Origin of the sequence: Aliiroseovarius halocynthiae (genome assembly GCF_007004645.1) — a bacterium.
In the GTDB taxonomy this organism is placed as follows: domain Bacteria; phylum Pseudomonadota; class Alphaproteobacteria; order Rhodobacterales; family Rhodobacteraceae; genus Aliiroseovarius; species Aliiroseovarius halocynthiae.
Genome location: NZ_ML660023.1, coordinates 127,501 through 144,148 on the forward strand (window position 1 = coordinate 127,501; position 16,648 = coordinate 144,148).

Below are 16,648 nucleotides of genomic sequence, written 5' to 3' on the forward strand. Positions count from 1 at the left end.
TGGTCGTTGTAGGAATTGAAACCCTACGCCACGGGGGCGCAAGACGAGAAAATCGTTTGAAAAGATGGGGGTGTTTTATTCTTGTAAGAAGCCGTCCGCCCAATCAGGTCAGGGGCGATCAACTGTGACGGCCCGGATCGGGCGCGGCACGAACGAAAGGTTGCGTGTTCATGCATCACCCTCATTTGGCGACGAGTCGGAGGTGATTGTCAAGCGAGGGGGTGACGTTTTCGTCAGTTGATCGAGAAATTTTGACCCAGATAGACGCGGCGCACATTCTCGTCTTTCACGACTTCATCGGTGGTGCCGCTCATCAGAACGTGACCATCATGCAGGATATATGCGCGGTCCACGATTTCCAGCGTTTCGCGTACATTGTGGTCTGTGATCAATACGCCGATTCCACGGTTTTTCAGGTCATGCACCAGCGTGCGAATTTCGCCGACAGCAATCGGATCGACGCCCGCGAAGGGTTCATCCAGCAGCAAATACTTGGGATTCGATGCCAACAAGCGCGCAATTTCACAGCGGCGACGCTCACCGCCAGACAGGGCCAAAGCCGGCGTGCGGCGCAGGTGGCTGATCGAGAACTCGTTCAGCAGTTCCTCAAGCCGCTCGCGACGCTTGTGGCGGTCCTTGGTCGAGATTTCGAGGATCGACAGAATGTTGTCTTCGACGCTCATACCGCGGAAGATTGACATTTCCTGCGGCAAATAGCCGATGCCGTAACGCGCGCGGCGATACATCGGCAGAAGCGTCACGTCGCGGCCATCAATGATGACCTGCCCAGCTTCTGGCGTCACCAGCCCGGCGATCGAGTAGAATGTCGTAGATTTCCCGCACCCGTTAGGCCCCAAAAGGGCGACAACCTCGCCCCGATGCAGGTCAAGGTTCACTTCGCGGATCACGGGTTTCTTGCGATAACTTTTACGCAATCCGATAATGCGCAGCCCGGCGTCGCCTTCTTCCACTGTTAGCTTCGGCGCGGCCATTAGTTCGCCCCGGTTTGGATGATTGACTTAACACGCCCATCCATTTGGCCAGTGCCTGTGCGCAGGTTTACGGTCATCTTGTCCGACGACAGAGCATTCGGGCCCTGGGTCAAGATAACATCGCCGGTCATGATGACCGTACCGGTTTCAATGGTATAGACCGCCTCGCGCGCTTCAGCGGCCTCGCTACCGTTCACAAGAGTAACACCGTCCGAGGCATGCAGCCGCGAAATCTCGCCCTTAGTATCGGCGCCGGTCGCATACTCCACTTGGACTTTGCCGGCACTCAGACGCATGTCGCCCTGACCAATCAGGACATTACCGATGAAGGTGGCTTGACCGCTGGCTTGATCTACGGACAGCTGATCGGCCGAGATCTCGATCGGAAGGCTGCTGTCATGTTTCAGACCGCCAAAGGCGATGTCGGCCTGCGCAAAAGCGGCGACCGGCAAACAGATCGCCATCAATATAGAATAAAGAAAACTGCGTTTGATCACTGGGGTATCCCCTTATCTTTCGGATCGTATATCAGCTTCACCCCGTCCTTGAAAACAAGAACATACCCACCTTCCGCACCTTCTGCGCGGGAAATCACCACATCGCCAGCGGACAGGTCTCCCATAGGGCCCGTGGCTTCGACGGGCCCGTTGCTTGCAACATAAGTGCTGTCCAGCGTTGCGGTCAGCGTCTCGCTCGAAATCCGATAGTCGGTTGATGTATGGAGCGTGACGCCATCGGATAGGTTAACCCGGTTGTCTGTGCCATCGATCTCAGCTGCGGACGCAATGATATTGACGTGCGCGCCGTCAGGAGTGCTGATGTTGGCCTCAAGGTCTAGGGCTTTAAAGTGGTTTGAATTACCAGAATCTGGTGCGGCACTGGCGGCTTGAAATTGGATCGCAGCACCGTCCTTGGTCACGCTGGAAAACTTGGGGTGGGTAATTTTCTGTTCACCCGTCAACTCTTCCAGATTGATTCGCGCATAGGTCAGGGACGTTGTCGGATCAATGGATTTTGACACCAGAAACATCAGCGACAATAGCACAAGCGCGGTGGCTGGCAGAATGATTTTCAGCCAGTTCACAAGACGCGTATAGGTGATGCCGGTGCCGGACATTTGAAACCTTCTATAGGGTCTGTTTGGTATTTAGCGCAGAAACACCGGATTCCAAGACGCACCCTTAATGTGCAAAGATGTCCTGTTCGGGCCAACCCGCCAGATCCAACTGCGCACGCATGGGCAGGAAATCGAAACAGGCTTGCGCCATTTCGGTACGGCCTTCGCGGGCAAGACGCATATTCAGTTCTTCGCGCAGGCGATGCAGGTGCAACACGTCCGATGCCGCATAGTCCAGTTGCGCCTCGGTCAGTTCTTCTGCACCCCAGTCGCTCATCTGTTGTTGCTTCGAGATATCGACCTTCAGCAGCTGATCAAGCAGGTTCCGCAACCCGTGACGATCCGTATAGGTCCGTACCAGCTTCGATGCGATCTTGGTGCAATAGACAGGCGCGGTGACGACGCCAAACGCGTTAAGCATAGCGGCGATGTCAAACCGGCCAAAATGGAAGATCTTCAGCACATCGGGGTCGGTCAGCATCTTCTCAAGATTGGGCGCGCTGGTCTGGCCCTTCTCGACCTGCACCAGATGCGCATTCCCGTCTCCACCTGACATCTGAACCACGCACAGGCGGTCGCGATGCGGGTTCAGACCCATGGTTTCACAGTCGATGGCTACGACTGGACCAAGGTCCAGCCCGTCAGGAAGATCGCGCTTGTAAAGATGGTTGGCCATGTCGCCCCCGTAAACAGTTTCCCCTCTGAATAGGGCCAGAGGGGATCAGGTTCAACGAAAAGACTTACTTGCCGTAATAAAGGCCCACGACATGCTCGGCTTCGGCGAAGAACAGCCAACGACCGACAAGTGTGCCGACGACGTGCAGTGCAAGCGCGATGAAGGCGGTGACGTGCCCAGCGGGAGTCAGCAGCAGGATGGCGGCGGGAAGGACGGCGCCAAGACCCAGTGCGATCATCCGCAGTTTCTGAGCATGTTTGCGCCCGACGCGATAGACCATCTCGTCCAGCACATAGTTGCCGCCAGTATGGCCGCTTTCGAACATCCGGACCTCGCCCAGATGGCCCAACCCGGTGGCGTCGCCAAGCGTGCCACGGTTGGCCGCACGTGCGTCACCTTGTTGCCAGTGCAGCCACATGACCACAGCCAGAGCAGCCAGCAGGACGCCAGCGATTTTCGCCTCGCCTGCCAAAAGTGCTCCGCCACCGATGGCATGCAGCATGAACAGCACGGGCGTCAGCGGTTGGTTCCAGCGTGAAATCGTCTTGAGCTGGGTATAGATCATCGAGGTCGTGAAGATCGTGATCAGTGCAAGAATAGAGCCTACTGCACCGGAAAACGTCATTTCTGCGCCTAAGAAGATCCGCGCCAAGGCGATCAACCCGAAAAGCAGAAGGGTAACAACTGCGGCCACACCTTCGCGGCTCAGCCAACTGGTGCGCCATTGGCTGAACGCATAGAGCGCGTTCTTCTTATTGGCCAAATGCAGGGTCGAAGACAAAAGCCCCCCGACCGCCAACGCATAGGCGATGAAGAAAAAGGCAAACAGGGTGGTGCCGCCGACATCAGGAATGCCAAACCCCAGCCAAGCCAAAAGCCCAAATCCAAGCCCGGAAAAGGTGGTAAAAATGATAACACTGGGTGCGGGATGCATCCGTTTCCTCCGTCAGAGCTTGTCGAGCGCTTTGTCCAGCCAGCCAAGGAAGCCTTTGGGCTCATCCGCAACAATGTTCAGCGGCGCAGTGTCCAGCTGATCCTTGGGGCGCGGTGGCAGGTATTTGTTTACGGGCTTCGTGCCCAAATCTGGCATCAGGTCAAACCCGCCGCGATCCGCGACCAGTTTTGATACATCGCTGTCTGGGTCGCCCAGATCGCCGAAATGGCGCGCGCCAGAGGGACACGTGCGTACGCATGCAGGCACGCGGTCTTCCTCGGGCAGGTTTTCGTTATAAATCCGGTCCACACACAGGGTGCATTTCTTCATGACACCCGCTTCACGATCCAGTTCGCGCGCGCCGTAAGGGCAGGACCATGCACAAAGGCCGCAGCCAATGCAGCGGTCTTCGTTCACCAGAACGATCCCGTCTTCCTCGCGCTTGTAACTTGCTCCGGTCGGGCACACGGTCACGCAAGGCGCGTCTTCGCAATGTAGGCAAGACCGCGGCATGTGCACGGTTTGCGAGGCACAGCCAGTTTTCTCAGCCTCGTAACTGAACACGCGGTTCAGGAACGTGCCAGACGGATCCGCGCCATAGGCATCCTGATCGGACAGCGGCGCGCCATAGTTCTGGGTGTTCCAGCCTTTACAGGCGGTCACGCAGCCATGGCAGCCCACGCAGGTATCAAGGTCGATGACCAGACCAAGTTTCTTATCAGTTTTTTCTGGCAAAGCAGTCATCAGATCTTCCTCGCCACAGTTTTGGGGCCTTTGCCCACGGGGGACTTGATCGGCGGGTAAGCGGGCTGGCTTTCCGCTGGTTTAGTCTCGCATCTCTCGATTTTCACGCGCAGATCAAACCACGCTGCCTGCCCGGTAATCGGGTCTGAATTCGACCATCGTAGCCCATCGCCCTTAGGCGGCTGAAGTTCGCTGATCAAGTGGTTCAACAGGAAGCCATCGGTGGCTTCCGGTGCGTCCTCGTCCAGCGCCCAGGCCCCTTTGCGTTTTCCAATCGCGTTCCACGTCCAGATCGTGCTGCCGTTAAGGCCCGCGTGATGCGCAACGGGCACCGTGATCTGACCATGCACGGACGATACAGTGGCAAAGTCGCCATCTTCGAACCCGTGTTCCTCCCAAATTTTGGTGGGCAGATACAGGTAATTCTTCCCGGTGATCTGCCGCAGCCACGCGTTCTGCGTACCCCACGAGTGATACATGTGCATCGGGCGCTGGGTCAGGGCGTGGATGGGGTATTCGTCGGTATCAACATTGCCTTCTTCAAACGGTTCATACCAGATCGGCAAAGGGTCCATTGTGTGGCCGATGCGGTCGCGCAGATTGTCGGGGGGTTGGCGGTCTCCGAACCCTTCGGCGGCCAGCTGGAATTTGCGCATAGGTTCGACATACAGGCTGAAGACATAGGGGCTTTCCACGTCGAAAATCCCGCGCTTCACCGCCCATTCCTGATAGTGCTTATTCCACGGTTTATAGAAGCTAGCGTTTTCCGGAACATGGTTAACCCAGAAGCCGCCATTTTCGATATACTTGTCAAGTTGGGCCGGATTAGGCTCTCCTCGCCCTTTTCCATTCCCGTCCTCTCCACGCCACCCGGCCAATGGTCCGACGCCCGGACGGCGCTCGTGATTGACGATGTAATCGGCATAGTCTTCGTATTTGGCTGAGCCGTCTTCATTCACAAAACCGGGCAGGCCCATTTTCACGCCGAGTTGGATCAGAACCGTCTGGAATCCGCGCACATCGCGGTCAGGCTCGACCACAGGCCAGCGGATCGCATCGGCGGCGCCGTCTGCCTCGCAGATTGGGCGATCCAGCAGCGAGATACAGTCGTGACGTTCCAGATAGGTCGTGTCAGGCAGGATCAGATCCGCATAGGCCACCATTTCCGAGCTATAGGCGTCGGAATAGATGATATGTGGGATCACATAGTCGCCGTTCTCGTCTTTATCGGTGAGCATCCGCATCACCTCGGACGAGTTCATGGACGAGTTCCATGCCATGTTCGCCATATACAAAAACAGTGTGTCGATCTTATAGGGGTCGCCGGCATGTGCGTTCGAGATCACCATATGCATCAGCCCGTGGCTGGACATCGGGTTTTCCCACGTGAACGCTTTATCGATCCGCGCGGCGCTTCCGTCTTCCTTCAGGGCCAGATGCTCGGGTCCACGGACAAAGCCCAGATGCGGGCCGTTCAGCGGCTGCCCGGGCGTTACGCCGACATGGGGAACGGGATGTGCCTCGACCGGTTTGGGGTAGGGCGGTTTGAAGCGGAAGCCGCCCGGAACTTCGACAGAACCCAGCAGGATTTGCAGCACATGCAGCGCGCGGCAGGTTTGGAACCCGTTCGAATGCGCCGAGATGCCGCGCATCGCGTGGAAGCTGACCGGACGCCCGATCATTTTGTCGTGTTTCTCGCCCTTCCAATCGGTCCAGGGCTGATCCAGAACGATCTCTTCCTCGAACGCCACGCGGGCAAGTTCTGCCGCGATCGAGCGGATCTTGTCGGCGGAAATGCCGGTGCGATCGGCCACAGCCTCGGGCGCGTATTCGTCCGACAGATAGCGCTCGGCCATCAATTGGAACACGGGGCGATGGCTTTGGCCTGCATGGCGATAGGTCGCCGCCAAATCGGGCATCACGCCGGGCGTGTCATAGTCAGCCAACTTGCCGGTCGCGCGGCAGATCACCTGAGGCTTCCCAGTATTCCCCCGCAAAAAAAGGCCGGTTTCTGCTGTGTTAGGCTCTTCATTCACGATAAAGCCCGCGTTGGTGTAGCGCGACAGATAGTTCAGATCGACCTGACCTGCGCGGAACAGCTCATGCACCAGCGCAAGGATGAAAAGTCCGTCCGTGCCGGGGGTGATCCCCACCCATTCATCCGCAATCGCGTTATAGCCCGAGCGGATCGGATTCACGCCAATCACACGCGCGCCACGCTCTTTCAACTTGCCCAGACCAATTTTGATCGGGTTCGAATCGTGATCCTCGGCCACGCCGAACAGCATGAACAGCTTGGTGCGGTCCCAGTCGGGCTGGCCGAACTCCCAAAACGCGCCGCCCATCGTATAGATGCCAGCCGCCGCCATGTTGACGGAGCAGAATCCGCCATGGGCTGCATAGTTCGGCGTGCCATAGCTTTGCGCAAACCACGAGGTGAAGCTTTGGCTTTGGTCGCGCCCGGTGAAGAACGCCAGTTTCGACGGGTCTTCGTTGCGCAGCGGGCCCATCCAGCCGACGGCCATCTCTAGCGCTTCGTCCCACGAAATCTCTTCGAACTCGCCGGAACCGCGCGGACCGACCCGTTTCAACGGTGCGCGCAGACGCGACGGGGCATAGTGCTGCATGATCCCGGATGATCCCTTGCCGCACAAGACACCTTTGTTCACGGGGTGATCGCGGTTGCCTTCGATATAGGCAACCTTGCCATCCTTCATGTGCACGTTAATCCCACAGCGGCAGGCGCACATGTAACATGTCGTCTTGCGTACCTCGTCCGAAACAGGGGGGGAGGTGTCGATCTGGATGTTTTCCGGTTTGCTCATCACGTGTTGCTGGTCCTGGGCTGGTTTGCCGGGTTGATTGGCGGGCGCGAGTTTGGTGCGATCCTGTTGGTCTTACGCCTAAAATGCCGATTCTATCAGGGGGTCCGGTAGGTCCAAAAGACTCTGCGGTTATATCCAGATTGGAAGGCCCGACCAACTGCGGTTGGCGCAGAGCGGTGCGCAAAAATGGACCAAGAAGTTACTGTAACTTGGAACGTATGGCCGCGAGGTGGCCAAAAAGGGACGAAACGTCCTTTTCGGAAGCGCGAAATTGCCTATTATCTGGAAACATTTCCCGATCATGGGCATATGATGCGCAACGTATCGGAGGCGCGACATGGATCATCTGCCAATATTTCTGGATATAAAGGGCCGAAAAGTGGTCATAGACGGGGGCGGTACGACCGCTGCCCGCCGCGTTGAACGTGCCTTGGATGCAGGCGCGGTTGTGCATGTGTTCGAACCAGACCCGCAGGACGAACTGCTGGGCCTTCTGTCCCGACCGGGCGTCAAACACCATGCGCGTCTGCCTGAAAAAGATGACTTCAAGGGCTGCATCATTGCTTATGGTGCGTCGGATATCCCAGAGCGGGACGAATTTCTGCACGCCGCCGCCAAAGCCGAAGGTGCTTTGGTCAATGTTGCTGATGTGAAGCCGCTGTGCGACTTCATCACGCCGTCGATTGTTGATCGCAGCCCTGTGACGATTGCGATTTCTACCGGAGGCGCAGCGCCCGTCATCGCCCGCATTCTTCGCGCCCGGATCGAATCGCTTCTACCCTCTGGCTATGGTCGCCTTGCTAGCTTTCTAAGCGGGTTTCGCGGCAGGATAGAGACACATATTACCGGGGGCCGTGCCCGCCGTCGCTTCTGGGAACAGATGATCGAAGGCCCGATTGGCGACGCCTTTCTGGAGGGCGACGAGGATCGCGCGGAAGCGCTGATCGATCAATCTTTGACCGGTGAAGACCCGGATCAGAAAGGTGGGATTTGGTTGGTTGGAATCGGATCAGGCGCACAGGACCTTTTGACGTTCCGCGCGCTTTCGGTCATGCAGCGCGCCGATGTGATTGTCCACGATGCGTCCGCCAATTCCGACATTCTGGCGCTGACTCGTCGGGACGCGACTCGGATCACGGCGAATGATGCCGCGTTGGCCGATTATGCCGGGATGGCTGCCAGCGGCCGTCGCGTTGTTTGGCTGGTCGCGGGCGACCCCGCAAGCCGTTCGGATGCGAAATCGTGGGTTGCGCGTCTGACTGGGCAAGGTGTCGAGGTGCAAGTGGTTCCAGGTGTCTCTAACACAGGGCATTCTATCCAATCCGAGGGCAATGTCATCTCTCTGACTCAGACACCCAAGACCGCGTCGCATGCGATGAGCCTTTCTCCGCGTGCATCACTTTAAGCGGGATAGGTGAGTCGTCATAAAACTGTTACCCCTTCGACATATCCCGCGCAGCAGGGATCCATAGAAGGGGCACGATATGACACGCATCGCAATCAACGGACTTGGGCGTATGGGCAAGCTGGTTCTGCGGGACCTGATTGAAAACGGTGCACCCGGAGAAATCGTGCTTTTGAATGACCCCGTAGGTGATGCAGAGCAGCACGCCCACCTGCTGGAATGGGATACGGTGCATGGGCGCTGGCCAGCTGAATTCACCGCGGGTGAAGACAGCATCATCATCAACGGTCAGGAAATGAAGCTGACCGGATCGTGGACGCTGGACGCGTTGCCGCTGGAAGAACTGGGCGTCGATATGGTGATCGATTGCACGGGCGCCTTCAAAACCAACGAAAAGCTGGCCCCCTATTATGCGGCAGGTGTGAAGAAGGTGGTCGTCTCGGCCCCCGTCAAGGAAGAGAACGCGCTGAATATCGTTTATGGCGTGAACCACGACCTGTATCAGGACCAGGCGCTTGTGACGGCGGCGTCCTGCACGACGAATTGCCTGGCTCCGGTGGTCAAAGTTCTTCTGGATCGGATTGGGATCAAGCATGGCTCGATGACGACGATCCATGACGTGACGAATACGCAAACCATCGTGGACCGCCCTGCCAAGGACTTGCGCCGTGCGCGCTCGGCGCTGAATTCGCTGATCCCGACCTCAACGGGCTCGGCCAAGGCGATCACGCAGATTTTCCCCGAACTGACCGGACGCTTGAACGGCCACGCTGTGCGCGTGCCGCTTCTGAATGCTTCGCTGACCGATTGTGTATTTGAAGTCGAGCGTGAAACCAGTGCCGAGGAAATCAACAGCTTCTTCAAAGAGGCTGCCGAGGGCGATTTGAAGGGCATTCTGGGCTATGAAACCCGTCCGCTTGTGTCCGCCGATTATACCAACGATCCGCGCAGCTCGATTGTGGATGCGCTGTCGACGATGGTGATCAATGGCACGCAGGTTAAGATCTATGCGTGGTATGACAATGAATGGGGCTATGCTTGCCGCTTGGCGGATGTTGCCCGCTTGGTCGGAGCCTCAATGTGATCCTAACCCAGCCCAAACAGGGGCTTGCGGCCTATGTTGCGGTCACGGCGGCCTATTGGGCGTTCATGCTGTCCGATGGTGCGCTGCGGATGCTGGTGCTGCTGCATTTCCATACGCTGGGCTTTTCACCTTTCACCTTGGCGTGGCTGTTCCTGCTGTACGAGTTCATGGGTGTAGTCACCAACCTGTCTGCGGGATGGATCGCCGCGCGGTTCGGGCTGACCTCGACGCTTTATGCAGGGCTTAGCTTGCAGATCGTAGCGCTGATTGCGCTGTCGCAGCTGTCGACGGATTGGGCAGTTGTGACCTCGGTCATCTATGTGATGGTGGTGCAGGGCATGTCCGGCGTCGCCAAGGACCTGTCCAAGATGTCGTCGAAAAGCGCCGTGAAGCTGTTGGCGCCCGAAGGCGACGGACTGTTCCGCTGGGTGGCCATTCTGACCGGATCGAAAAACGCTGTGAAAGGCTTTGGCTTCCTGTTGGGCGCAGCACTTCTGGCGCTGATCGGCTTCACCCCGTCGGTGATTGCGATGGCTGTGGTGCTGGCCGCGATCCTGATCGGGGTGGTGGCGTTTATGCCCGCTGGCCTGCCAAAAGGCTCTAAATCAGCGAAATTCTCGCAGGTTTGGTCGAAAGATGTACGGATCAACCGCCTGTCACTTGCCCGTATGTTCCTGTTCGGCGCGCGGGACGTTTGGTTTGTTGTGGGCATCCCGGTCTATTTCCACGCGGTGGTGTCGGACGGTTCGCATGCTGGGGATCGCAGTGCCTTTTTCCTGATCGGAAGCTTTATGGCGCTTTGGATTATCGCCTATGGCGCGGTTCAGGCCTGGGCGCCGAAACTTCTGAAAGCGGCGCAGCGCGATCCGCATGATTTCCCGCGTCTGGCCACGCTTTGGGTAGGCATTCTGACCCTTGTCATCGGCGCATTGGCCGCCGCCGCGCTGTTCCCCGGCCCGTGGCTGACGCCGGTTCTGGTAATTGGCCTGTTGGTGTTTGGGTTTGTTTTTGCCGTGAACAGCTCGCTCCATTCCTATTTGATCCTTGCCTTCACCAAAGCCGAGCGTGTGACCATGGATGTGGGCTTTTACTATATGTCCAACGCGGCAGGCCGTCTGATCGGCACACTTCTGTCTGGTCTATCGTATCAGATCGGAGGGCTGCCGCTGTGCCTTGGCACCGCCGCCGCGCTGTCTGCAGCCAGTTGGTTGTCCGCCCGCCAGCTTGCCAAACTGGACCGCGCCGCCTAGCGTCCGACTATGGATTATTCAAAGCTGATCGACGACGAGATTTGGCGTTTCATTCGCGAAACGGACGCACATTATCCGCCTGACGCAGTGAACCGTACCGTGGCCGAGCAACGGCAGGTCTATGACACGATGTGCCGCGCGTTCTTCGCTGGCTATCCTGATGGGCTGAATGTGCGGGATGATGCGATCGATGGCATTCCGATACGGCTGTATGAACCCGCAAAGCCGAAGGGCACCGTGGTCTATTTCCATGGCGGCGGCTTTGTGGTCGGTGGGCTGGACAGCCACGATGATGTCTGCGCCGAGATCTCTGATCAAACCGGGCTGCGCGTGGTCAGCGTGGACTATCGCCTTTGCCCAGAACATCCGCATCCCGCTGCGTTTGAAGATGCAGTGACAGCGGTTCTGTATGCATCTCAGGTATGGGACGAACCTTTGGTTCTTGCCGGGGACAGCGCGGGTGGAAATCTGACCGCTGCTGTGTGCCATACCCTTCGGGGCTCTGTTCAGATCGCTGGGCAAGTTCTGATCTATCCGGGTTTGGGGGGTGATATGACAAAAGGGTCCTATATTGATCACGCCAACGCGCCGATGTTGACGATGGATGACCTGAAATTTTACAGCGCCATCCGCTTTGAAACGCCACCAAATGCACCCGATCCCACCGCTGCCCCGCTTGAGGATACGGACTTCAGTGATTTGCCGCCAACAGTCTCTATCACGGCGCAATGTGATCCATTGGCGGATGATGGAATGACCTATCGCGATGCGATTTTGGCCGCAGGTGGCAAGGCCGTTTGGTTCAATGAAGCCGGGTTGGTGCACGGGTATTTGCGTGCACGGCACCAGTCAGACCGTGCACGACGCAGTTTTGCGCGGATCGTGGATCAGATTACCATGTTGGCACAGGGTGAATGGCATCACTGATCGTCCCTTTCCCCCGCCCCCCGCTTCCCGTAATCTGGCAAGCGGAATTTGCGCCGGGTGGGCGTGTTAACGATTGGACAGTCCATGTCGCGCATAGGATTATCACTGCTTCGGCGCTTGCAGGCTTTGCAGGGAAAAACATTTGCCGATTCCGCGGATTCCGAACTTAGTAAGACGCCAGTCGCCAAGCGCGAAAGCACCCCAGATCAGCGCCCTGAAGGGTTACTGATTTGGGGTTGTTTGTCAGAACCGGCGGAGGGCGAAGCACTTTCGTCGCTTATGCCCCAGCTTCGTGCAGAGATGGGCGAGCTGACACTTTTGCTGACATCGCCCAACGCACAGCAGGGGGCGAGCTTCTCTGATGACCTGTATCTTCCCAACCCGAAATTCGATCCAGCCTCGATCCGTGGGTTCTTGGAGCACTGGCGCCCTGATGTTGTCGTCTGGATGCGATCGGAGGTGGATCTGACGGTGTTCGAAGCGCTGAACCGCCAAGGGATTCCGATTGTCTGGATCGGCGCAACGCCGCCGCAAGATCGGGGTTTAACACAGCGGCTCAAGCAAGCTGCGCTGCGCGATATCATAATCGAGATAGACACTATTCTGCCCCAAGACGGCGCTTCGCGCCGAGAGCTGCTGCGTCTTGGGGTGGCGCAAGATAAAATGCAGATCACAGGCGTTCTTGAGCCGCATATTCAGGTGCCCAAATGTGATATCGAAGAACGCGACCAGATCGCACAGAAGCTGGACGGGCGGCCCGTGTGGTTGGCGGTTGGCGTGGACCCGCGCGAGGAAGGCGCCATACTTTCTGCGCATCGCACCCTTATCCGCAAGTCGCACCGACTTCTTCTTGTATTGATCCCCGAGGATCCCGGCAGGACCACGGATCTGGTTCACGAGCTGGAAAAAGACACTTGGATCACCTCGACCCGGTTTGTGGACAGGCATCCACATCGCGACGACCAGATCTTTGTCGTTGATCGAACGGATGAGTGCGGTCTTTGGATGCATCTTGCGTCAATCACCTGGATCGGAGGCACGATGGCAGGAGGGGCAAACCGGAATCCGCTGAACCCCGCTGCCTTAGGATCAGTTGTGATCTATGGAACCGAAGGTGGGCGCCACGAGGCATCTTTGGAGCGCCTGACCCAAGCTGGGGCTGCACGTAAGGTGCAGGATGCTGCATCGCTGGCGACCGAGGTCGAACAACTTCTTGCCCCTGACAAAGCCGCTGAAATGGCCATGGCGGCTTGGGATGTCACCACCAAAGGCGCAGAAGTCAGTGAACACTTGATGGAACGGCTACTGGATCTTTTGGACGAAGCAGAAAGTCGAAAGGGCTTGTGATGCGTACGCCTTCTTATTGGTTCACGGACCCCAAAACGCCCGATTGGCGCGCACGCCTTCTTGCACCTCTTGGTTGGTTGTATGGCTTTGGTACGGCCCGCCGGGTTGCGCGCGCTGATGGTGCATATCGCGCGACAGTCCCAGTGGTCTGCATTGGTAACATCAACGCTGGCGGCACCGGGAAGACACCGACCACGATTGCGCTGGCGCAAAGGCTGATCTTGCAGGGCAGGGCGGTACATATCGTGTCGCGCGGGCACCGCGGAAGCGAGGAAGGACCGCTGCGCGTTGATGAACGCAGTCACGGTGCAAAACAGGTTGGGGACGAACCCTTGCTGATGGCAGCATTCGCGCCGACATGGATCGCGCGCGACCGCGTAAAGGGGGTCCAGGCGGCTGAAGCGGCCGGTGCGGATATCATTTTGATGGATGACGGGTTTCAGAACCCAAGCGTGCACAAAGCGCTGTCGATTGTCGTGGTGGACGCGGTGAAAGGGTTTGGCAATGCGCGGTGTATTCCGGCGGGCCCACTGCGCGAGCCCGTCGCCGCTGGCATGCAGCGTGCGGATCTGGTTTTGTCCATCGGGCACGCCCGCGCACAGACACTATTCCAGCAGAAATGGGAAAAATCGATCCCCTGTCCTCATGTGACGGGTCAGCTAGAACCGCTTCAAACGGGCATGGATTGGCAGGATATGGATGTGCTGGCCTTTGCCGGTATTGGCCTGCCCGAGAAGTTTTTTGCGACGGTCAGCGATTTGGGTGCAAATCTGCTTCGGGCCGAGGCATTGGCCGATCACCAGACTTTGACCGATGCCCTGATGAAACGGCTGGAAATCGAGGCGGCCGCGCTGGGCGCCCAATTGGTCACCACCGAAAAAGACGCCGTGCGCCTGCCTGACAGTTTTCGCCGCCGGGTGTTGACCGTACCAGTTCGGCTAGCGCTTGAGGATTGGAGCACTGTTGACGCCGCGCTCGCGCGTGTTTTGGCGGGTTAGGGTCGTTTCAACCCTAACCCAAATTGCTTATTCGCCCAGCTTCTCGTCCAGAATGGCGGCGAAATCGCTGTAGTTCATGTTTGAATATTTGGTGCCATCAATGATGAAAGACGGCGTTCCCGTGATCTCGTCCGCGCCAGCGTTCTGCTGATAGGCAGCTACTAGGCTTTGCGCCGAAGCTTCGTCCTGCAGGCAGGCGTCCAACTGTTCATCCGTCATCCCAGCCGTCCGGCCCAGCTTTTTCAGGTTCGCCACGATGGTCGAAGGCGACCCGTCCGCGATCCAGTCTTTCTGACCGCCATAAATCAGATCAATCAGGCCGAAATATCGTGTATCGCCACCGCAGCGTGCGATCATCCCGGCCCAAAGACCGAACTGATCAAAATACACTTCGCGGTGGATAAACTGAATTTTGCCCGTGTCGATATAGTTCTGCTTCAGTTTCTTGAACGTATCTTCATGAAAATTGGCGCAATGTGGACAGGTGAACGACGCATATTCGATCACGGTGATTGGCGCGTCCTTGTCACCAAGGATCATGTCCGCCGCGGGTTCAACTGCGGCGTCACTGCTTTGTGCCTCGGCGACGGATACGCCGGGAAGCGACCCATTATTCTGCGTCATATAAAACGCGCCGCCGATGGCGATCACCACAGCGATCAGGATTGGAATGATGCGATTCATCTGTTTAAGCCTTGTGTTTGTTTTTTGTTATGACGTTTCGCGCCAGAAGCTCTAACGCGGAACGAAGCCCGTCATCACCTATCTCTTTGGCCGCATCTGTTGCGCGCGCCAAGATCTTGGGGTCAGGCTGGGCCTGTTTCTTTGGGGCGTGGGCGAATTGTGCCTGCCCTTCGGCAAAGCCAGTCGCCGCGGTCTGCGTGATGCGAATGCGCGCAATGGCGTTATAGCCATACACTGCGTTCACCTTCTCGCGCAGCTGGTCCTTTTGCATGTCCAACATCGGCGCCTGCGCACCTGTGGTCAGCACAGTCAGCGTTGCCCCCATGCCGCCGCGCCCATAAGAAATGTCCACGGGGCGTGAAATTCCAGCTGTCGCTTCACCTACGATCTCGGCCCAATGGGTCAGCACACGTGTCACCGCAAAGCCGCGCGTTTCGCTGGCTTTGCGAATCCGGGCCGTCAGCAGGGACGAGGTGCGCTCGAACCCTTTTTTGCGGCGAGGATATGCTTTGGGCTTTTCCATTTGGCGGATACGTGTGACTCGTTTCTTTTTGCTTATTCTAGGATGTTCACTTTGCTATGCCAGAACAAACGACGGATAGGAGATAACAGGTGCGTGACGGGCCGAAAACTGCTGATTTGCTGGACTGGTACGATGCGCACGCGCGGGTCCTTCCGTGGCGGGTAAGCCCAGCTGATCGCGCAGGCGGCATTGTGCCCGACCCCTACGCGGTTTGGTTGTCCGAGATTATGTTGCAGCAGACCACAGTCGCTGCGGTAAGGGACTATTTCACCCGATTTATGTCCATTTGGCCCACGGTTCAGGATCTGGCGGCGGCCGAGGATGACCGCGTTATGGGCGAATGGGCTGGGCTTGGATATTATGCCCGCGCCCGGAATTTGCTGAAATGTGCGCGCGAAATCAGCGCCTTGGGAGCGTTTCCGACCACCCGCGCAGGGCTTCAAGCCTTGCCAGGGATTGGTCCCTATACCTCAGCAGCGATTTCCGCGATTGCCTATGATCTGCCGGAAACGGTTGTGGATGGAAATGTCGAGCGGGTCATGTCGCGCATGTTTCATGTTGAAACTCCGTTGCCTGACGCCAAGTCCGAGCTGACCGCATTGGCAGAAACCTTAACCCCACAAAAGCGTGCAGGCGATTACGCTCAGGCTGTGATGGATTTGGGTGCCACGATTTGTACGCCGAAATCACCCGCTTGTGGCATTTGCCCATGGAATAGTGACTGTTTGGCGCGAAGATCAGGTGTTCAGGCCGAGCTACCCAAAAAGAAACCAAAGGCCAAGAAGCCCACACGGTTCGGGGTTGTCTATCTGGCGCGTAATCAGGCCGGGGAATGGTTGATGGAGCGTCGACCCGAGAAGGGATTGCTTGGCGGGATGCTGGGCTGGCCGGGGGCAGAATGGGGCGATGTCGCGGTCGAGCAGCCCCCATTCAGCGCGGATTGGCAGGATCCCGGCGTGGAAGTTCGACACGTTTTTACGCATTTTAACCTGCATCTTTCGCTGCGGGTCGTACAGACCGACGGTAAAATTCAGCCGAGACAGGGTCTATTTCTGGACATTAAACGCTCGGATCTGCCAACCGTGATGCGCAAAGCCTTTGACGTGGCGATTTCGCATCTGTCGCATTGAGCGTTTAGGCAT

Annotated in this window: 16 protein-coding genes; 7 read left to right on the forward strand and 9 right to left on the reverse strand. The window is 57.6% G+C overall.

Translation table 11 applies throughout. The features are described 5' to 3' along the window. Positions 1-233 precede the first annotated feature (233 nt). From lptB to FIL88_RS13045, 7 genes are all read right to left on the reverse strand, one after another. Complete coding sequence (lptB, locus tag FIL88_RS13015; RefSeq protein ID WP_142854311.1) at positions 234-992, reverse strand: LPS export ABC transporter ATP-binding protein; 759 nt, start codon at positions 990-992, stop codon at positions 234-236. Then, positions 992-1,456, reverse strand: coding sequence for an LptA/OstA family protein (locus tag FIL88_RS13020; RefSeq protein WP_142854353.1), 465 nt, complete (start codon positions 1,454-1,456; stop codon positions 992-994). Before FIL88_RS13020 ends, lptB begins: the two co-directional genes overlap by 1 nt. A 29-nt stretch (positions 1,457-1,485) precedes the next feature. Next, entirely contained in the window at positions 1,486-2,109 is a 624-nt protein-coding gene (gene lptC, locus FIL88_RS13025) for an LPS export ABC transporter periplasmic protein LptC (RefSeq protein WP_142854312.1), read from the reverse strand. A 64-nt stretch (positions 2,110-2,173) separates the two neighbouring features. Continuing rightward, positions 2,174-2,785 carry a ribonuclease D gene (locus tag FIL88_RS13030; protein ID WP_142854313.1) on the reverse strand — a complete coding sequence of 204 codons (612 nt, stop codon included), beginning with the start codon at positions 2,783-2,785 and terminating at the stop codon, positions 2,174-2,176. Between the two features lie 64 nt (positions 2,786-2,849). After that, on the reverse strand, positions 2,850-3,719 hold the full coding sequence (locus tag FIL88_RS13035; protein ID WP_142854314.1) for a dimethyl sulfoxide reductase anchor subunit family protein: 870 nt from the start codon (positions 3,717-3,719) through the stop codon (positions 2,850-2,852). A 12-nt stretch (positions 3,720-3,731) separates the two neighbouring features. Next, complete coding sequence (locus tag FIL88_RS13040; protein WP_142854315.1) at positions 3,732-4,463, reverse strand: 4Fe-4S dicluster domain-containing protein; 732 nt, start codon at positions 4,461-4,463, stop codon at positions 3,732-3,734. After that, on the reverse strand, positions 4,463-7,288 hold the full coding sequence (locus FIL88_RS13045) for a molybdopterin oxidoreductase family protein (RefSeq protein ID WP_142854316.1): 2,826 nt from the start codon (positions 7,286-7,288) through the stop codon (positions 4,463-4,465). Before FIL88_RS13045 ends, FIL88_RS13040 begins: the two co-directional genes overlap by 1 nt. Before the next feature lie 337 nt (positions 7,289-7,625). Between FIL88_RS13045 and FIL88_RS13050 the strand changes: the two genes are divergently transcribed. The 6 genes from FIL88_RS13050 to lpxK all read left to right on the forward strand — a co-directional run bounded on the left by FIL88_RS13050 (position 7,626) and on the right by lpxK (position 14,299). After that, entirely contained in the window at positions 7,626-8,693 is a 1,068-nt protein-coding gene (locus FIL88_RS13050) for an NAD(P)-dependent oxidoreductase (protein ID WP_142854317.1), read from the forward strand. Between the two features lie 79 nt (positions 8,694-8,772). Next, complete coding sequence (locus FIL88_RS13055; RefSeq protein WP_142854318.1) at positions 8,773-9,777, forward strand: ArsJ-associated glyceraldehyde-3-phosphate dehydrogenase; 1,005 nt, start codon at positions 8,773-8,775, stop codon at positions 9,775-9,777. 65 nt (positions 9,778-9,842) lie between these two features. Further along, entirely contained in the window at positions 9,843-11,027 is a 1,185-nt protein-coding gene (gene arsJ, locus FIL88_RS13060) for an organoarsenical effux MFS transporter ArsJ (protein WP_407642367.1), read from the forward strand. Between the two features lie 9 nt (positions 11,028-11,036). After that, positions 11,037-11,954, forward strand: a complete 918-nt coding sequence (locus tag FIL88_RS13065) for an alpha/beta hydrolase (protein WP_142854320.1) — start codon at positions 11,037-11,039, stop codon at positions 11,952-11,954. Positions 11,955-12,038: 84 nt separating this feature from the next. Then, positions 12,039-13,301 (forward strand): 3-deoxy-D-manno-octulosonic acid transferase, encoded by a 1,263-nt coding sequence (locus tag FIL88_RS13070; protein ID WP_142854321.1) that lies wholly within the window; start codon positions 12,039-12,041, stop codon positions 13,299-13,301. Further along, positions 13,301-14,299: a tetraacyldisaccharide 4'-kinase gene (gene lpxK, locus FIL88_RS13075; RefSeq protein WP_142854322.1), complete on the forward strand. Its 999-nt coding sequence runs from the start codon at positions 13,301-13,303 to the stop codon at positions 14,297-14,299. Before FIL88_RS13070 ends, lpxK begins: the two co-directional genes overlap by 1 nt. Before the next feature lie 27 nt (positions 14,300-14,326). Here the strand turns inward: lpxK and FIL88_RS13080 are convergent, their stop codons facing one another. After that, positions 14,327-14,983 (reverse strand): DsbA family protein, encoded by a 657-nt coding sequence (locus FIL88_RS13080; protein ID WP_142854323.1) that lies wholly within the window; start codon positions 14,981-14,983, stop codon positions 14,327-14,329. Positions 14,984-14,987: 4 nt separating this feature from the next. Beyond that, complete coding sequence (locus FIL88_RS13085; RefSeq protein ID WP_142854324.1) at positions 14,988-15,506, reverse strand: DUF721 domain-containing protein; 519 nt, start codon at positions 15,504-15,506, stop codon at positions 14,988-14,990. A gap of 89 nt (positions 15,507-15,595) precedes the next feature. Here FIL88_RS13085 and mutY point away from each other — a divergent pair, with 89 nt between their 5' ends. Continuing rightward, the gene (mutY, locus tag FIL88_RS13090) at positions 15,596-16,636 is read left to right on the forward strand and encodes an A/G-specific adenine glycosylase (protein WP_142854325.1); all 1,041 of its coding nucleotides are present in this window, start codon (positions 15,596-15,598) and stop codon (positions 16,634-16,636) included. The last annotated feature ends 12 nt before the right edge of the window (positions 16,637-16,648 follow it).